This window comes from Streptomyces sp. NPDC058335 (assembly GCF_042723915.1).
In the GTDB taxonomy this organism is placed as follows: domain Bacteria; phylum Actinomycetota; class Actinomycetes; order Streptomycetales; family Streptomycetaceae; genus Streptomyces.
In genome coordinates this window covers 183,209-198,885 of the sequence record NZ_JBHXHX010000011.1, presented here as the reverse complement: position 1 = coordinate 198,885, position 15,677 = coordinate 183,209, and the positions used below count along the sequence as shown (strand labels likewise).

General features: G+C 71.1%; 13 protein-coding genes and 1 pseudogene. 9 read left to right on the top strand and 5 right to left on the bottom strand.

The features are described 5' to 3' along the window. Position 1: 1 nt before the first annotated feature. The 6 genes from ACFWJX_RS23035 (at position 2) to ACFWJX_RS23010 (ending at position 8,444) form a co-directional block, all read left to right on the top strand. Positions 2 to 2,707: a molybdopterin-dependent oxidoreductase gene (locus ACFWJX_RS23035; RefSeq protein ID WP_383246162.1), complete on the top strand. Its 2,706-nt coding sequence runs from the start codon at positions 2 to 4 to the stop codon at positions 2,705 to 2,707. A gap of 401 nt (positions 2,708 to 3,108) precedes the next feature. Continuing rightward, a complete protein-coding gene (locus ACFWJX_RS23030; RefSeq protein ID WP_383246160.1) occupies positions 3,109 to 5,604 on the top strand; it encodes a DUF3500 domain-containing protein in 2,496 nt (831 codons plus the stop codon). Between the two features lie 367 nt (positions 5,605 to 5,971). After that, entirely contained in the window at positions 5,972 to 6,946 is a 975-nt protein-coding gene (locus tag ACFWJX_RS23025) for a Rieske 2Fe-2S domain-containing protein (protein WP_383246157.1), read from the top strand. A gap of 72 nt (positions 6,947 to 7,018) precedes the next feature. Further along, complete coding sequence (locus tag ACFWJX_RS23020; protein ID WP_383246154.1) at positions 7,019 to 7,213, top strand: hypothetical protein; 195 nt, start codon at positions 7,019 to 7,021, stop codon at positions 7,211 to 7,213. A 66-nt stretch (positions 7,214 to 7,279) separates the two neighbouring features. Continuing rightward, positions 7,280 to 7,480, top strand: a complete 201-nt coding sequence (locus tag ACFWJX_RS23015) for a hypothetical protein (RefSeq protein WP_383246150.1) — start codon at positions 7,280 to 7,282, stop codon at positions 7,478 to 7,480. Positions 7,481 to 7,910: 430 nt separating this feature from the next. Then, positions 7,911 to 8,444, top strand: a complete 534-nt coding sequence (locus ACFWJX_RS23010) for a hypothetical protein (RefSeq protein WP_383246148.1) — start codon at positions 7,911 to 7,913, stop codon at positions 8,442 to 8,444. On the opposite strand, the pseudogene ACFWJX_RS23005 reads toward ACFWJX_RS23010, so the two are convergent. From ACFWJX_RS23005 to ACFWJX_RS22995, 3 genes and pseudogenes are all read right to left on the bottom strand, one after another. Beyond that, a pseudogene (locus tag ACFWJX_RS23005) lies at positions 8,395 to 8,607 on the bottom strand (hypothetical protein); the annotation flags it as partial. The gene ACFWJX_RS23010 and the pseudogene ACFWJX_RS23005 sit on opposite strands and share 50 nt — an antisense overlap. Positions 8,608 to 8,720: 113 nt before the next feature. Then, positions 8,721 to 9,446, bottom strand: a complete 726-nt coding sequence (locus tag ACFWJX_RS23000) for a YqjF family protein (RefSeq protein WP_383246145.1) — start codon at positions 9,444 to 9,446, stop codon at positions 8,721 to 8,723. Positions 9,447 to 9,934: 488 nt separating this feature from the next. Then, complete coding sequence (locus tag ACFWJX_RS22995; protein WP_383246142.1) at positions 9,935 to 10,867, bottom strand: UbiA family prenyltransferase; 933 nt, start codon at positions 10,865 to 10,867, stop codon at positions 9,935 to 9,937. A 45-nt stretch (positions 10,868 to 10,912) separates the two neighbouring features. Between ACFWJX_RS22995 and ACFWJX_RS22990 the strand changes: the two genes are divergently transcribed. From ACFWJX_RS22990 to ACFWJX_RS22980, 3 genes are read left to right on the top strand one after another with little or no spacing between them, the layout of a single operon-like run. Further along, on the top strand, positions 10,913 to 11,980 hold the full coding sequence (locus tag ACFWJX_RS22990) for a type III polyketide synthase (RefSeq protein WP_383246404.1): 1,068 nt from the start codon (positions 10,913 to 10,915) through the stop codon (positions 11,978 to 11,980). 9 nt (positions 11,981 to 11,989) lie between these two features. Continuing rightward, positions 11,990 to 12,505, top strand: a complete 516-nt coding sequence (locus ACFWJX_RS22985) for an isoprenylcysteine carboxyl methyltransferase family protein (protein WP_383246139.1) — start codon at positions 11,990 to 11,992, stop codon at positions 12,503 to 12,505. After that, entirely contained in the window at positions 12,502 to 13,539 is a 1,038-nt protein-coding gene (locus ACFWJX_RS22980) for an NAD(P)/FAD-dependent oxidoreductase (protein WP_383246136.1), read from the top strand. The genes ACFWJX_RS22985 and ACFWJX_RS22980 overlap by 4 nt, the downstream gene beginning before the upstream one ends. Here the strand turns inward: ACFWJX_RS22980 and ACFWJX_RS22975 are convergent. Together ACFWJX_RS22975 and ACFWJX_RS22970 are read right to left on the bottom strand one after the other, a co-directional pair. Further along, positions 13,452 to 14,294, bottom strand: coding sequence for a carbonic anhydrase (locus tag ACFWJX_RS22975; protein ID WP_383246133.1), 843 nt, complete (start codon positions 14,292 to 14,294; stop codon positions 13,452 to 13,454). The genes ACFWJX_RS22980 and ACFWJX_RS22975 overlap by 88 nt on opposite strands. 171 nt (positions 14,295 to 14,465) lie before the next feature. Beyond that, positions 14,466 to 15,371: an NADP-dependent oxidoreductase gene (locus ACFWJX_RS22970; RefSeq protein WP_383246130.1), complete on the bottom strand. Its 906-nt coding sequence runs from the start codon at positions 15,369 to 15,371 to the stop codon at positions 14,466 to 14,468. Positions 15,372 to 15,677: the final 306 nt, after the last annotated feature.

The window sequence follows — 15,677 nt, the reverse complement described above, 5'->3', positions numbered from 1 at the left end:
CATGACCTTCTCGGTCCTGCTCAACGGCCGGTCCGTATCCGAGCCACCAGCACCCGGGCAGTGCCTGCGCACCTACGTGCGCCAGCAGGGCTGTCCAGGAGTGAAGAAGGGCTGCGACAGCGGTGACTGCGGAGCCTGCACCGTGCACGTGGACGGCATGCCCGTACACAGCTGCCTCTACCCGGCCCTGCGCGCTGCGGGGCGGGCGGTGACGACGGTGGAGGGACTGTCCGAGGAGAACTCGCTTCACCCCGTGCAGCAGGCCTTCGCCGCCGCCCACGCCTTCCAGTGCGGCTTCTGCACTCCGGGCTTCGTGATGACCGCAGCCGCCCTGGACCAGGCCCGCAGCGGCGACCTCACCGAGGCACTCAAGGGCAACCTGTGCCGCTGCACCGGCTACCGGCGCATCATGGAAGCCATCCAGGCGTCGCAGGAGGACTGTAACGCTGACGAGCAGGCCCCCACCGCGGCAGGGAACGCCCCCGCTGGGCTGCCCTCGCAGGTGGAGGACGTCGTCACGGGCAGGGTCCGATTCACCCTTGACCGCCCGGATCCCGCCGGGCTGCTACACATCAAACTGGTGCGCTCCGAGCACCGGCACGCCCGCATCGTCGACATCGACAGTGCCGAGGCCCTCGCCGTGCCGGGCGTTCACACCGTACTTACCCACCGTGATGCGCCCACCATTCGTTTCTCCACCGCGCTGCACGAAGACGCCGATGAGGACCCGGCCGACACCCGCGTCCTGGACGACGTCGTGCGCCATGCGGGCCAGCGCGTCGCCGCGGTCGTCGCCGACACCGAAGCCGCCGCAGAGGAGGGCTGCCGCCGCCTGCGCGTCACTTACCAAACCCTGCCCGCCGTCACCGGCCCGGAACACGCCCTGTCCGCAGACGCACCCCTGGTCCATCCCAGCGGAAACGTCGCCGACGAGGTGCACGCCGCCACCGGTGACCTTGATGCCGGGCTGGCCGAGGCGGAGCACCGCTACGAGGAGACGTTCCGCACCCACCGCGTGCAGCACGCCGCGCTGGAGACCCACGCCACAATCGCCTGGCAGGACGACGACGGGCGACTGCACGTCCACACCGCCACCCAGGCACCGCACCTGACCCGCCGGCTCCTGGCCAAAGTGTTCGGCCTGCCGCTGGAACGGCTGCATGTCACGGCCGCACGGCTGGGCGGCGCGTTCGGCGGGAAACAGGAAATGCTCACCGAGGACATCACGGTGCTCGCCGCGCTGCGCACCGGGCGGCCGGTCAAAATCGAGTACACCCGCGCCGAGGAGTTCACCACCACCACCCGCCACCCCTTCCAGGTCCGGGTGACGATCGCCGTCCGCCGCGACGGCAGCCTCACCGCCCTGCGGCTGCACGTCCTGTGCGACACCGGCGCCTACGGCAACCACGGCCCCGCCGTTCTGCGCCACGCCTGCACCGAAGCCCTGGACCTCTACCGCTGCCCCAACATCACCGTCGACGGCTGGGCCCTCTACACACACAACGTCCCGGCGGGCGCCTTCCGCGGCTACGGCATCGGCCAGATCGCCTTCGCCGTCGAATCCGCCCTCGATGAACTCGCCCACACAGCCGGCCTCGACCCCCTGGTCCTGCGCCGCCAGGCATACCTGCGCCCAGGACAGCCCGCACCGGCTCTCACGGCCGGCGGCACGCCCCCTGTCGCCGACCACGGCGTCACCGGCTGCCTCGACCTCCTGGAAACCGCCCGCGCCCAGCACAAGGCCGCACTTCCTGCGCTCCCCTCGTCCTGGCTGGTAGGGGAGGGCATGGCCGTGACCGTCACCCACACCCTGCCATCCGACGGCCACCTCGCCCAGGCCAGCGCAACCCTGCGCGCCGACGGGACCTACGACCTGTGCACGGGCGCCCCGGAATTCGGCAGCCAGGCCACCACCGTGCACCGGCGCATCGCCGCCGCCGCACTGGCCACCGCAGCCGACCGCATCCACCTCCGCCAGGGCGACACCGACCTGCTCACCCACGACACCGGGGGCTTCGTCTCCACCGGCGCCACCCTCACCGCCCGCGCCGTCCATGACGCCTGCCGCCGCCTGCATATGGCTGTCCTCGAGGCCGCAGCCACCCACACCGGCACCGCCCCGGCCGACTGCCGCCTGCACCAGGACTCCGTCGACTGCGCCGGCCGCCTCCTGCCCCTGTCCCTCCTGTACCAACCCGGCCGACCGCTCACCGCCACGGCGACCCGCGACGCCACCACAGGCACCCCAGGCCTGGCGGCGAACGCCCAGTGGATCCGCCTCGCCGTCGACCCTGACACCGGCCTCGTCACCCTCCTCGAGTCCATCCACGCCAGCGACGCCGGCACCGTCCTGGACCCGCGACAACTGCGTGACCAGATCCAAGGCGCCGTCGCCCAGGGCATCGGCACCACCCTGATGGAAGACCTCCGCACCGACCACTACGGCCACATCACCACACAGCAACTCCGCACCTACCCGATCCCGCACGCCGCCGACGTGCCCCACACCGACGTCCGCTTCGTCGCCACGCCCGACCCCGACGACCTTCACCGCGCCAAACCCGGCAGCGAAGCCGCCTTCAACCCCATCGCCCCCGCCCTGGCCAACGCCCTGCGCGACGCCACGGGCATCCGCTTCACCACCCTCCCGCTGCGCGCCGACACCATCTGGGCCAAGCTGCACACCGGCCACGGCCGTCTGCTGTGAAGGTGCGGTTGGCTGTCGGCTCAATGGATCCGCCTGTCCATGGCGTCGCGTGGCAGGAGGTGGACAGACAGTAAATGAGGGAGTTTTACGCATGAATCGTCGCGGGCGGGACGGTTACGCGGCCGGTGAAGTGCGCGTGCGAAAGGGGAATGGCGATGGGTGGGCCGGAGCGGAACGAGAAGGGTTCGACGGGCAGCCTCGGCTCCTTCTCGCCTGGGGTTCACAGCCGTAAGGATTTCCCGGTAGCCGTGTTCGTCGCGGGCTGGGCTGCGGGCTGGGTGTCGACGCGCACCGCTCCGGGCTGCGGTGTCGTCATCGGCTGGCGGACGGCCTGGCGAACGCGTTCGCCGGCCGGGCCGTCCGGTCGCCGAAGGGCTCGCGGGTGCACAGCGTCGAATACCGTGACGCGTACGTTCGTGCGGATTCCCTTGGCTGTGCTGCTGACGGTCGGCGGCCTGACCCTGGCGCCGGCGAACGCCGCCCTGGCCGACGCCCCGGTCGATCTGTCGCGGGAAGAGCAGGTCACGGACCGTGTCGGGGCACTCGGCAACCGGGAACCAGAAGTCGCTCAAGCACTGGCCCAACTGGTCGACGAACACCAGATACGGCTGTTCGTGGACTACGTGAGCGATTTCTCCGGACGCTCCCCCCAGCAGTGGGCGAACGACACGGCCACAAGGAACAGGCTCGGCGCCAACGACGCCCTGCTCGCTGTCGCCACCGGTGACCGGCAGTATTCCTACTACGTGGACGCGAAGTCACCGTTGACGCGAGAGGACCTGGCGCGGGTCGACGCAACGGCTGTCACGCCTGCGCTGCGGCAGAACGACTGGGCGGGAGCGGCGATCGGTGCGGCTCGCGGGTACGACGCGGTGCTTTCAGGTCAGCCCGTGCCCACGCTGGATATGACGCCCGGAGAGGCGGATCCGGGTCAGGGCGAGCAGGTAGGGGTCGGCGGAGGCAGCTGGCTCCTCCTGCTCGTGGTGCTCGTTCCGGTGGGCCTGGTCGCGTTCGCCCTGATCAGACGCAGGTCGCGCAGGGCTGCCGGGCCGCGGGGCGGCGGCGAAGAGACGTGGGGCGGGCCGTCCCCGGACTCGCTGGCGGATCTCGACGCGCAGGCGCGCCAGGCGACCACGACGCCCGGCCGACTCGGGCCTGGAAGAGTCCCGTTGCCGCAGGGCGCGTACCGCAGGGCGGGGGCGCCGCCACCATCTGTCCAACCTGCCCTGCTGGTATGCCGCCCCGACCTCTCCCGCACGGTCGCCGACGCGCTCACCCGCCTGCTGGTCCTCCGCACCAGGGCCCTCGTCCCCGGCAAGGCCGTCGACACCCCGTTCCTCGACGTCGGCAGCCTGATCGGCACGGGCGGCATCGCCCTGCACCCCGGGGCCGGAGGCGGCGTACCGCTGACTGCACGGCTGATGCCAACGCTCCCGGTGGATGAACTCCTATACGGCTCACAGGTTTTTACCACGCAATCCCTAATTGTCAACGAAATCGTCAGCGACATGGTCAACTCAACGCACGGACACAAGCCGAGAACGCAAGCAGCCCACCGTTCCCGCCGCTGGTTCATGAACAAGGCCCTGCTCGCCGGCGGTGTCTCCGCAGTCGCGGTCATGGGCGGCTACGCCGCCAGCCAGGCCGGTGCGGAAACGCCCACCGCCGACGCCACGGCGAGCGCCACCCCGTCAGGCCCGCCGCCCGGTGGCGGCTTCGGCCAGACCATCGCGTACGACGACTTCGTCGGCGTCACCACCGACGGCACCGTCGTCGGTGACCTGTACGCGATTCACCGGACCGGCGTCTCCACCACGCCGGTGGTGCGCGCCGGGTCTGCCTTCGTGAACTCGCTGACCGACGACCAGAAGTCGGCCACGCTCTACGACATCGACGCCGACCAGTGGCTCGACTGGACCAACGTCGACTCCAACGACCGCGAGGGTGTCGCCCTGCGCGACATGGACGAGAAGCAGTACAAGCTCGCCATCAAGCTGCTCAAGGCCGCGTTGTCCGCGCGTGGGCTCGAGAACGCCACCCAGATCCGCAAGCTCAACCATTTCCTCGGTGAGTACGGCGGCGACACCTCCAAGGCGCTCAACTACGACGCCTACTGGTTCACGATCATGGGCACCCCATCGGCGACCGACCCCTGGGGCTTCCAGTTCGAGGGCCACCACCTGGTCATCAACTACTTCGTCCTGGGTGACCAGGTCGTCGCGACCCCGACCTTCCGCGGCTCCGAGCCGACGAAGATCACCTACGACGGCGTGGACTACCACCTCTTCCGGGAGGAGACCGCCGCCGGCCTCAAGCTGCTGCGCTCGCTGGACGACGCCCAGCTCGCCACCGCGGCGCCGGGCACCGAGGAGAAGACCGGCACCAACCTGACCGTCGGCGCCGGCAACGACAACGCGGTCCTGCCCTACAAGGGCCTCAGGGGCTCGGAGTTGAACCGCAAGCAGCAGAAGCTGCTGCTCGACTTGGTCGAGGTCTACACCGGCACCATCGACGAAGCTCACTCCCGGGTGTGGCTGCGTGACATCGAGAAGCACCTCGACGACACGTACTTCTACTGGATCGGCGAGTCCGAGGACGACTCGGCGTTCTACTACCGCGTGCACTCCCCGGTCGTACTGATCGAGTACGACGCAGAGTCCCCGCTCGCCTACCACGAGGACGACGACTCCAGCTCGGCCTCGGCCTCCGCCTCCGCCTCCGCGTCGGCGACGACCTCCGCCTCCGCCTCCGCCTCGGCCTCGGCCGGCCCGGGCGGTGGCATGGGCGGCCCGAACGGCACCCCCACCCAGCAGCACATCCACACCATGATCCGTACTCCCAACGGCAACGACTACGGTGTGGACCTGCTCAAGCTCCACCTGGCAACCGACCACTGACACTGGCTCCACTCCGCGACGGAGGGTTTGAGGGGGGCACCAGGCGGAGCCCAGCACCGTCGGTGCCCCCGTCGTCGAGGCGAGAGCGAAAGCCGGCGGCGAAACCCCTCGTCGCCCTCCCACAGCGCCTCGCCGCGCGGCGCGAAGGCGCCGGAGTCACGTCGTGCTCCGCTCGGCAGTGGGTACCGGTCGCACAGTGACACGACCGGAGTCGTAGGCGGGAGATCACGACGTACATGGCAGAGCATGGGCAAGCGCAAGTCCGACGACTGCGTACGAGCAGTCATCCGGCCCGGCGGCTGAACCGCCGGTCCGCGGACGTTCGCCGCTCCGTTTGCCGTCCGGGCAGGTGGGGACCCGGCCGAGCATGAGCACAACGCCTCACCGCCGCCGAATGCGGCAGAGCCGGGTCCTGTGGCTGCTGGACCGCCTGGAGCGGGAGCCCCGGGCCGATCCGGTGATCGACGCGCTCCGCGAGGGGGTGCGAGCCCTGCCGTTGGGGCGCGGCCGGGATGTGCTGCACGGCAGGTGGCTGGGGCACCCGGTGCATCCGCTGATGGTGCAGGTGCCGATCGGTAGCTGGCTGTCCGCGGCCGTACTGGATCTGCGGCCCGGCCGCTCCCGCGAGGCGGGACTGCTGGTCGGCGTCGGGCTGGCCGCCGCCGCTCCCGCGGCTTTCGCGGGCGCTGTCGACTGGGCGGAGCTGCACCGCCAGCAGCAGCGCGTCGGACTGGTGCACGCTCTGAGCAACACGGCAGCCGTCGGCCTTTACGCCGCCTCCCTCGCTTGCCGCGTCAAGGGACGCGAGGCAGCGGGCCGGGCATACGGCTTTCTGGGTCTGACGGCGGTCGGGCTCGGCGGCATGCTGGGCGGCCACTTGGCCTACCGCCAGGCGTCCGGCGCCAACCACGCCGAGGAGGTTCCGCACGTCGTCACGGAGGGCTGGCACCGGATCGGGACGGTGGACGAGTTCCCGGCCGGTCAGCCGGTGCGGCGCAGCGTGGACGACGTGCCGGTCCTGGTGGTGCGCGAACTCGGCGGGACGATCCACGCCCTGGCCGAGCGGTGCAGTCACCTCGCGGGACCGCTGTCAGAGGGCACCGTAGCCGACGGATGTGTGGAGTGCCCCTGGCACGGCAGCGTCTTCCGGCTCTCGGACGGCTGGAACGTCCGCGGCCCCGCCACCGCGCCCCAGCCCGCCTTCGACACCCGGATCGTCGACGGCCGCGTCGAGGTGCGCCTACGCCGGCAGGACCGAGACGACCACCCGGGTAACGGTGGGGGAGCGGACCTGCAACGGAGCGTGACAGAAACGGGTACGGCCCACGGAGACAGCAGCTGACGGCCGCCTCGCACGACGTGTGGCCCTTCTCGTACGCGCCGAAGGAGACTATCGGCAGAGCACGAGCGGCCGTTGGGCGGCCATCTGGCGGTCAGGCGGGATCTGGCGGCGTACACGGCGGCGTGGGCCACGGCGGTACGGCTGCGCGGGCGCCCGCTGCCGGACCGGCCAGAGCTGGCGGACGTGGTGTTGACCTTGGTGGCCACGTTCCGGCTCAGCTGTCTGCTGAGCAAGGCATCGGTGACCAGTCCGCTGCGGGCCCCCTAGCTCGGCCGGGCTGCACGAGGAGGAGCAGCCCGAGGACGGCAGAACACCCTGGGCTGCCCCTTCTGTATGAGCACGTGGGTGGCCTCGATCCTCACCGCCGGCCAGCGGCTCTGCCCGCGCGAGACGCGCACCACCATGGGCGCGCTCACCGCCCTCTGCCCGGCGGTCCCCGCCGAGCCCTCGGTGTGCCCATCGGAGTGTGTGCCTCAGCCACCCCGTGACCTCTCAAGAAGCGACGCGCGCTTGGATGTCGAGCCCAGGAGCTAGCCGGGGCCCCGACGACCCTGGCAAGCCAGGCGCGAAACCGGGCGGGCGCGCGGAAGTCGGGATGCCGATCCGGCCCCGTTCCGGCGGGCCACGCGGACGGCGAGAGCGACTCCGACGAGCAGAGCCAGCACCTCGGCGCTGTGCGGCAGTCCGTCGGAAAGCAGGCTGCAGGCCCACACTGGTGCCGGAACGGTCGTAGAAAGGGTGCCACCCAGGAGCTGGTGGAAGACGCTCGCGTCCACCGCGGCCCATCACCGCCGCCCCGATCAGCGCGTACACAGCCAGTGCTTTCGAGGCTCAGGGCGTGGCCCAGACGCGGTGTCCGGCCGGAACGATGCACTCATGGCCATCCCTTCCCGCCGTGCGGCGACCGGGTGGGTCCGGCCTGACAGGGTGGGTGAAGCCGGTGGTGGCGGGTACCCGCCGGGACATGATCAAGCGCGCACTGTGGCAGGGACTGGTCGCCGGTACCGCCGGAGGCGTCGTGATGACCCTCGGCGAGAAAATCGAGCAGACCATCACCGGCCGACCCGACTCCCACGTGCCCGCCCGGGTCCTTCAGCGCCTGACCGGCTTGCCCGAACGCCCCGGCAAACAGCCGCTCCCGGTCAATTGGGCCATGCACTACGGCCAGGCCGCCTTCCTCGGCGTGCTGCGCTCGATCATGGCCCAGGCCGGACTGCGCGGACCGGTCGCCTCCGCCAAGTTCACCGTCGTCCGCCTCACCAACGACCAGATCCTCGAAAACGCGACCGGCGTCGGCGCCCCGCCCCCTAGCTGGCCCCGTACAGAACTCATAGTGGACGTCCTTCACAAGGCCGTTTACGCCTTCACCACCGGCGTCGTGGCCGACGCCCTCGCCGCCCGCAGCGGCCCCGGCCCCGGGCGACGCCACGCCGCCGTCCGCCCCGGCCGACGGGCCAACATCGGACCCCTTCCCGGTAAGGACGCCTACGGTCGATGAAGTCCGCCGTAGCCTGCGTGGGGGCCAGCAGCAGCCGTTCTCCGTCGGGCCGCTCCAGCATCACATCGCTGAACGGCCCGAACGGTGACCGCTGCCAGTGCCCGAGCACGATGCGCGTTCCGGAGGAGGTGCCCAGGCCCGCGATCCAGCCGTCGGAGCGCAGCCGCGGGCGGCGCGTTGACCCGCTGTGCTGACTATCCGGCTCATCCGCCCGTCCCCGCTCCAACGGGTTGGCGGAGCCCCGGCCGGACGAGGGCCCGTCGTGCCAGCCCTGGGTCAGGACGGGCCCGGTCCTGGGACACAGGGCCGGGAGGGGCCCAGCCGTACATGCCTGATCCCCTTCGAGAAGTGCACCACGGGCTCGCCGAGAGGGGCGGGCAGGCCCGCGGTGGTGGTCAGCGTCTCCTCCAGTACGTCGACCGCGGCGTCGGCCAGCGGCCACGGCTCGTGCTCGACCGGCGTCTCCCAGATCATGCCGAGTCGGCGTGTGTACGCCCGCCAGCGCGAGGTCAGCCACACGTCCCGCTCGGTGGGCTCGACAGGGTCGCCAGGGCGGACGGTCAGGCGGTAGGAGGCCCCACCGATCCATCTGGAACCGGCGTACGAGACGGTGCCTCCGCTCGCGGAGACGCTGAGGGTGCCTGGGTTGTACGGCGCGCCGACAGCTCTAGCCGCCAGCATCAGGGGGAAGGCGACCTCGATGGACAGGAACCAGAGCCCGTCCCCTCTCTGCCGGTGGCGGACGTACGTCCGAAGGTTGGTCTCCGCGAACGTCGGGAGCCCGGGGACCACCGCGGGTATGCCGGGCGGGCGCACATCCGCCATGACAAAGGGCGTGAGCCCCACCCAGGCAGCCCCCTCGTACTCGTCCACGACCAGTTCTCGGGGCAGCAGAGCCTGCACAGCCTCGGGCCGGAAGCGCCAGTGGACAAAAGTCTGCGTCAGCCAGCCTGCCTGCAACGCGGGCAGGCACACCCGCTGTTCCGCTCCGTACGCCACCACAGGCAGCGAGTCCCCTACGGACGGTCCACGGAAACGTACAGGGCATGGACACGAGGTCCCGCCGCCTGATGCCAGGCGGCGGCACTCTTGATCGGTACAACACGGGCGATAGATCCTCGGGCTCGCGTACAGCGTGCGGGACGTGGTGGAGTTTCTGGGGTGGGCGAGGCTGGAGATGGAGCCGCCGAGGTGATCGAGTCCCCGCTGGTCGACCGGCGCGGGTAGGCCCGGAACGGTGAACGGTGGGCGTCGTAGCCTCGGCGACCAGACGGTCGGTACGGCCCAGCACCCGGCCATGGGCGCTGCCGCCCCTACGGTGCCCCGGCGGGTCTGCCATGGCACCCGGGACGGGGCACGTTGTGGGGGAGTCGTTTGCGACGTGGCTCCGGGAGCCGACCGGGCTCGTCTCGGTGGTCATATCGGTGTGATCTCGCGAACATCGCTGGACGGCGTAGTCGTCAGCTGCCTCCGAAACCCATACACACGGGTCAGGCCATGTCCGAGCCCCGTAGGAGGAGCTGTGCCACGGCCATGCCAGCCACCACGATCGCGGCCCGGAAGGGCCACCTGCTCCGGGCCCCCGACGGCACAGCCGTTCCCGCGACCGCGACGATCCCGGCCACTGCGGCCAGTAACCAGTCCGAGATCTCCACCGTCCCGGGTGGCCCCGCGACGATCACGCCCACGGCCGCCAGCATCACGAGCGGGGCCAGCCACCGGCAGGCCCGATGGCCCAGCCGCTGCGGCAGCCCGGACACACCGGTCGCCAGATCGTTCTCGATGTCCGGAAGCACGTTCACGAGGTGTGCTCCCACGCCCAGCAGCGCTCCCGCTGCCACCGCCCACCAGGCAGGCCAGGACGGCGACGGCAGACCGAGGGTGACGAAGGCCGGCAGCGTGCCGAAGGCCGCGGCATAGGGCAGTGGTGAGAGCACCGTGTGCTTCAACGACAGGTTGTAGGCCCAGCCGGCCGCTACGCCCCCCAAGTGTGCCGCTCCCGCGGCGGCGCCGCTCAGCAGTGACAGCGGCACGCACAGCCCCAGGGCCGTCCCGGCCGCGACAGCCACCGCCCGGGGCGTGAGTTCGCCGGTGGCCACCGGCTTGTCACGGCGCCTGCAGGCCGTGTCGCGCTGTGCGTCGGCAGCGTCGTTGCACCATCCGATCGAGAGCTGGCCGGCCAGCACGGCCGCGGCCACCGCCGCCGATCCGGCCACCCCGCGGCCCGCCGCCACGGCCAGGACGGTTACGAACATCGTCACGGCGAGCGCCGGCTCCAGATGGCAGGAGCGCAGCAACACCGGGACGCGGTGTGTTGTACGCGAGAGAACCCCAGACGGGTGGACGGACACGTACGCAAGGTATTCGATGTCCAAGGTGAGGAAGGCATTACCGACATGCGTGTCCCCATGATCGTCGACCATGCCCCTTCCCCGCCCACCGCGCCGTGCCCGACGGCCGTGCGCGCCATGGCGACCACGATCGCCGCCGTCCACACCGCGCTGCCGCCGCACCGGTACGCCCAGGACGACCTCACCGAACTGATCGGCGACCTGTGCTTGCCTCCGGGGGCGGACCGCGCCGTGCTGCGCCGCCTGCACGCGTCCGCCGGTGTGCGCACGCGTCATCTCGCCCTGCCGATCGAGCGGTACGCCGGTCTCCGGGACTTCGGGCAGAGCAATGACGCGTGGCTGGCGGCGGGCCTCGAACTGGGGGAGGAAGCCCTCACCGGCGCGCTCAAGGAGGCGGGGCTCGCACCGGCCGATGTCGACCTGTTGGTGTGCGCCTCCATCACCGGCGTCGCCGCCCCCTCGCTCGACGCCCGGCTGGCCGGGCGCATGGGGCTGCGGCCCGACGTCAAAAGACTTCCGGTGTTCGGCCTGGGCTGTGTGGCGGGCGCCGCGGGCCTCGCACGGGTGCACGACTACCTGCGCGGGCACCCCGACGACACGGCTGTGCTGCTCACCGTCGAACTGTGCTCGCTGACGCTCCAGCAGCGCGACGACTCCCGCGCCAACCTCATCGCCGGCGCACTGTTCGGCGACGGTGCGGCAGCGCTCGTCGCACGCGGCAGCGGCAGCGCCGCCGGGCCGGACGCAGTCGGGCCCTCTGTGGTCGCCACGCGCAGCCACCTGTTCCCGGACACCGAACAGTTCCTGGGATGGGATATCGGTGCCAGCGGATTCCGCGTCGTGATCGATGCCGGTGTTCCCGGCATCCTGCGGGACCACTTCGGCCGGCACCTGCGGGCCTTCCTGGCGGAACACGGCCTGACCATCGACGACATCGGGACCTGGCTGTGCCATCCGGGAGGCCCCAGGGTCCTTGCCGCAGTGACCGACGCCCTCGGCCTGCCCGGCGAGGCCCTGGACTCCGCGTGGCGCTCACTGGCGACTGTGGGAAACATGTCCTCCGTCTCCGTCCTGCACATCCTGCAGAGCACCTGGGAATCCCGTCGGCCCGAGCCCGGTACGTGGGGGATGCTCATGGCGATGGGCCCGGGATTCTGTTCCGAACTCGTCCTGCTGCGCTGGTGAGTGGTCCTCATGCCGTGGTACACGCTTCTCATCCTCGCCGTCGCCGCCGAACGCGTCGCCGAACTCGTCGTCGCCCGCCGCAACGCGGCCTGGACCCTCACCCGCGCCGGTGTGGAGTACGGCCGTGGCCACTATCCGGTCATGGTCGTCCTGCACACGGGCCTGCTCGCGTGCTGCGTGCTCGAACCCGTGCTCGCCGACCGGCCGTTCCTGCCCGCGCTGGGGTGGCCCATGCTGGCGCTCGCCGTACTCGCCCAGGCCCTGCGCTGGTGGTGCATCACCACACTCGGGCCGTACTGGAACACCCGGGTCATCGTCGTGCCTGGAGCGCGACTGGTCGGCGCGGGCCCCTACCGCTTCCTGCGCCATCCCAACTACGTCGCGGTCGTCGTGGAGATCGCCGCCCTGCCCCTGGTGCACTCCGCATGGCTGACCGCGACGGTGTTCACCGTCGCCAACGCGGCGCTGCTCACGGTCCGCATCCGCTGCGAGAACGCGGCCCTCACCCGAGCGGTGCCCGCGTGAGCGGCGCCCACGACCTGCTGATCGTCGGAGGCGGACCCGCCGGCCTCGCCACCGCCCTGCACGCCGCCCGCGCCGGCCTGAACACCGTCATCGCCGAGCCACGTCAGGCACCGGTCGACAAAGCGTGCGGTGAGGGCCTGATGCCCAGCGCCGTCCGCGCCCTTACCGCCCTCGGCCTGGAGGTCCCCGGCCAGCCCATCATCGGCATCCGCTACATCCAAGGGTCCCGACAGGTCCAAGCCGCGTTCCGGCACGGCCCCGGCCTCGGCGTGCGCCGCACCGGCCTGCACAGCGCCCTGCACCGGGCCGTCCTGGACGCAGGGGTGCCGGTACTGCCCCTGCGGGTGGAGAACGTACGGCAGGACACCACGGGCGTGACCATCCCCGGCACCGGGCTGCGCGCACGCTGGCTGGTCGCCGCGGACGGCCTGCACTCACCCGTGCGCCGCGCCCTCGGCCTGGAGATGAACACCCGGGCGTCGGGGGCACCCCGATACGGGCTGCGCCGGCACTACGCGGTACCCCCATGGTCGCCTTACGTAGAGGTGTACTGGGGAGCGCACGCGGAGGCGTATGTCACCCCGCTCGGCCCCGCACTCATCGGCGTCGCCCTGCTGACGGCCCGGCGAGCCCCCTTCACCACCCAGATGGAGAGCTTCCCCGAACTGGCCGCCCGCCTCCCCCCGGAAACCGCCGTCACCGCGGTACGCGGCGCAGGACCGCTGCGCCAGAGAGCCAGCACCCGCGCCCACGGGCGGGTGCTGCTCGTCGGCGACGCCGCCGGATACATCGACGCGCTGACTGGTGAAGGCGTCTCACTCGCCCTCGCCGGCGCCGAAGTCCTGGTCGCCAACGTGCGCCGCGGCACACCGAGCCGCTACGAAACCGACTGGAGCCGTGCGACACGCCGCCACCGACTCTTGACGGACCTCCTCGTGAGGATCCGTCAGCAGCCCGCGCTCGCCCCACACATCATGCCCACCGCCGCACGCCTGCCCCGCCTCTTCGCGGCGGCGGTGAACGCACTGGCATGAGACTTGGCCGCTGCCGAAAGGGGCGAATCGTCGCAACCGGTCGCCCCCCCCCGCGAGCATGGGAAGTGGCCGAACCGGCCGGTGTAGCACGGGCCGTTCGGCGGGACGGCGGCCCTGGGCGCGCTTCCGTCGGCGAGGCGGTAGCAGAGCCCGACCACGGCGGTCTGGCCTGTGGCGACCCGTTCCGCGAGGATGCGGAAGCGGTCCAGCAGCAGGTCAACGGTGTGGCGGACGTGTTCATCCAGAATTTCGTCGGCCGTGTGTCGTCCGGCTGCGCGGGCTGCCAGCACGCTGGGGGTGACGCGTTCGACGACGTCCCGGATGTATCCGCCTGGGGTTGAGCCGTCCTGGAGCGCGGCACAGGCCGAGGCGACCGCGCCGGACGAGTCCTGGCCGAGTACGACGATCAGCGGGTCACCAGCATGCTGGCGCCATGTTCGATGCTGCCCAGGGTCTCCGGCCCATGACGTGTGACCGGCGGTGCGCACGACGAACAGGTCGCCGAGCCCGCGGTCGAGGACTATCTCGGCAGTGAGCCGTGACTCAGACCCGTAACCGTGAGAGCAGGGCGTCGTCGCGCGTGCGCATGCACGGCACTTCACCGTTCGTGCGGTGTGAGATGAAGTCGGCGCGGTGCTCCTCGCACCACTGGCGGAAGGCGCGCGGTGCGGTGAACGGTTAGAACCCGTATGCGAACCCCTCTCACGGGGCTGCTGGAGCTGGATGAGGCCAGTGCCCCGTGCACGACGGCTCATGTGCCACGTGCGGTGCCCGAGTGGGGGCGGCCTGCTTGACGAGGCGCCATGGAATCGGCCCGCTCCGGACCGCCCGCTCACCGGTACCGATCGAGGGCACGCTCGCCACGCAGGCCCGCACGTTGCGGAGTTACCCACCTCGTGGGCCTGTTCAGATACAGATCGGCCTGTTCAGACGCAGATCACGATCTTTCCTCGGGTGCGTCCGCGCTCGGCGTGCGCGTGGGCGTCGGCGATCCGCTCCAGGGGGTAGACCTGTTCGATACGAGGTGTGTAGCGGCCTTGCCCGCCCAGTTCCGCCGCCACGGACAGGAGAGTGGAATCGTTCTCCGCGTTGACCACATGCGTGCCCAGACGCTGCCCGCCCGCGTGGTCGGCGACCGTCGCGACGCGCTTCGGGTCACCTGTGATCGCGACGAGGTCGTCCAGGGAGCCGGAGGCCGCGGTGTCGAGCACGATGTCGACGCCGTGCGGAGCGAGGGTGGTGAGGCGCTGTGCGAGGCCGGGGCCGTAGGTGGTGGGAACGGCGCCGAGTGCGGTGAGGAACTCGTGGTTGCGTTCACTGGCTGTCCCGATCACAGTGGCACCTTGCGCTACGGCGATCTCGACCGCCGCGCTGCCCACGCCTCCGGCGGCGCCCTCGACGAGAAGGGTGCGCCCCGCGAGGGAGCACAGCGCGTTCAGTCCACCCATCGCGGTCACTGACGCGAGACCGGCAGCAGCGGCCTGCTCGTCGTTCCACGCGGCTGGGGTGTGCGCCCAGGCCGAGAGGATGAGCAGCTCTGCGGTCGCCCCGGTGACACCGCCCAGTCCGAAGACACGGTCGCCGATGTTCACCCCCTGCACCCCGTCGCCGATCTCGTCGACCACACCGGCGCCGTCGCGCCCGGGAATGGCGGGCAGCTCCAGGGGAATCAGCTGGTGCAGGGCGCCGGCGCGCAGCTTCCAGTCGATGGGATTGACGCTGGCCGCCGCGACGCGGACACGGATCTCACCGGGTCCGGGGTGGGGGGCGGGGGCCTGCTCGATCACCAGGCTCTCCGCTCCGCCGTATGCGTGGAACCGTGCTGCGCGCATGATGGTCTGCCTTACTTTGACGGGCCGGAATGACGTGTTCGTCCGACGCTCGTCACTCTAGAACCTGACGTTGACGTGAGGTGCAAGCCGCAATTGCCGCCCGGCCGGAGGAGGGCAGGCGCGGATGGGTGAGGTTGCCGAGCGGGCGGGGGTGAGCGTGGGGGCCTGCGCCCTACGAGGGATCACGCCGCCCGTCACGGTCGACACCCATGTGGCCTCGGGCGGGCTCGGCGATCCCGGCACGACGCGAGGACTGCCGTGCGTACGTGAACCGCGTGAACGCCCTCGGGTCCGCCACCGGGTCAT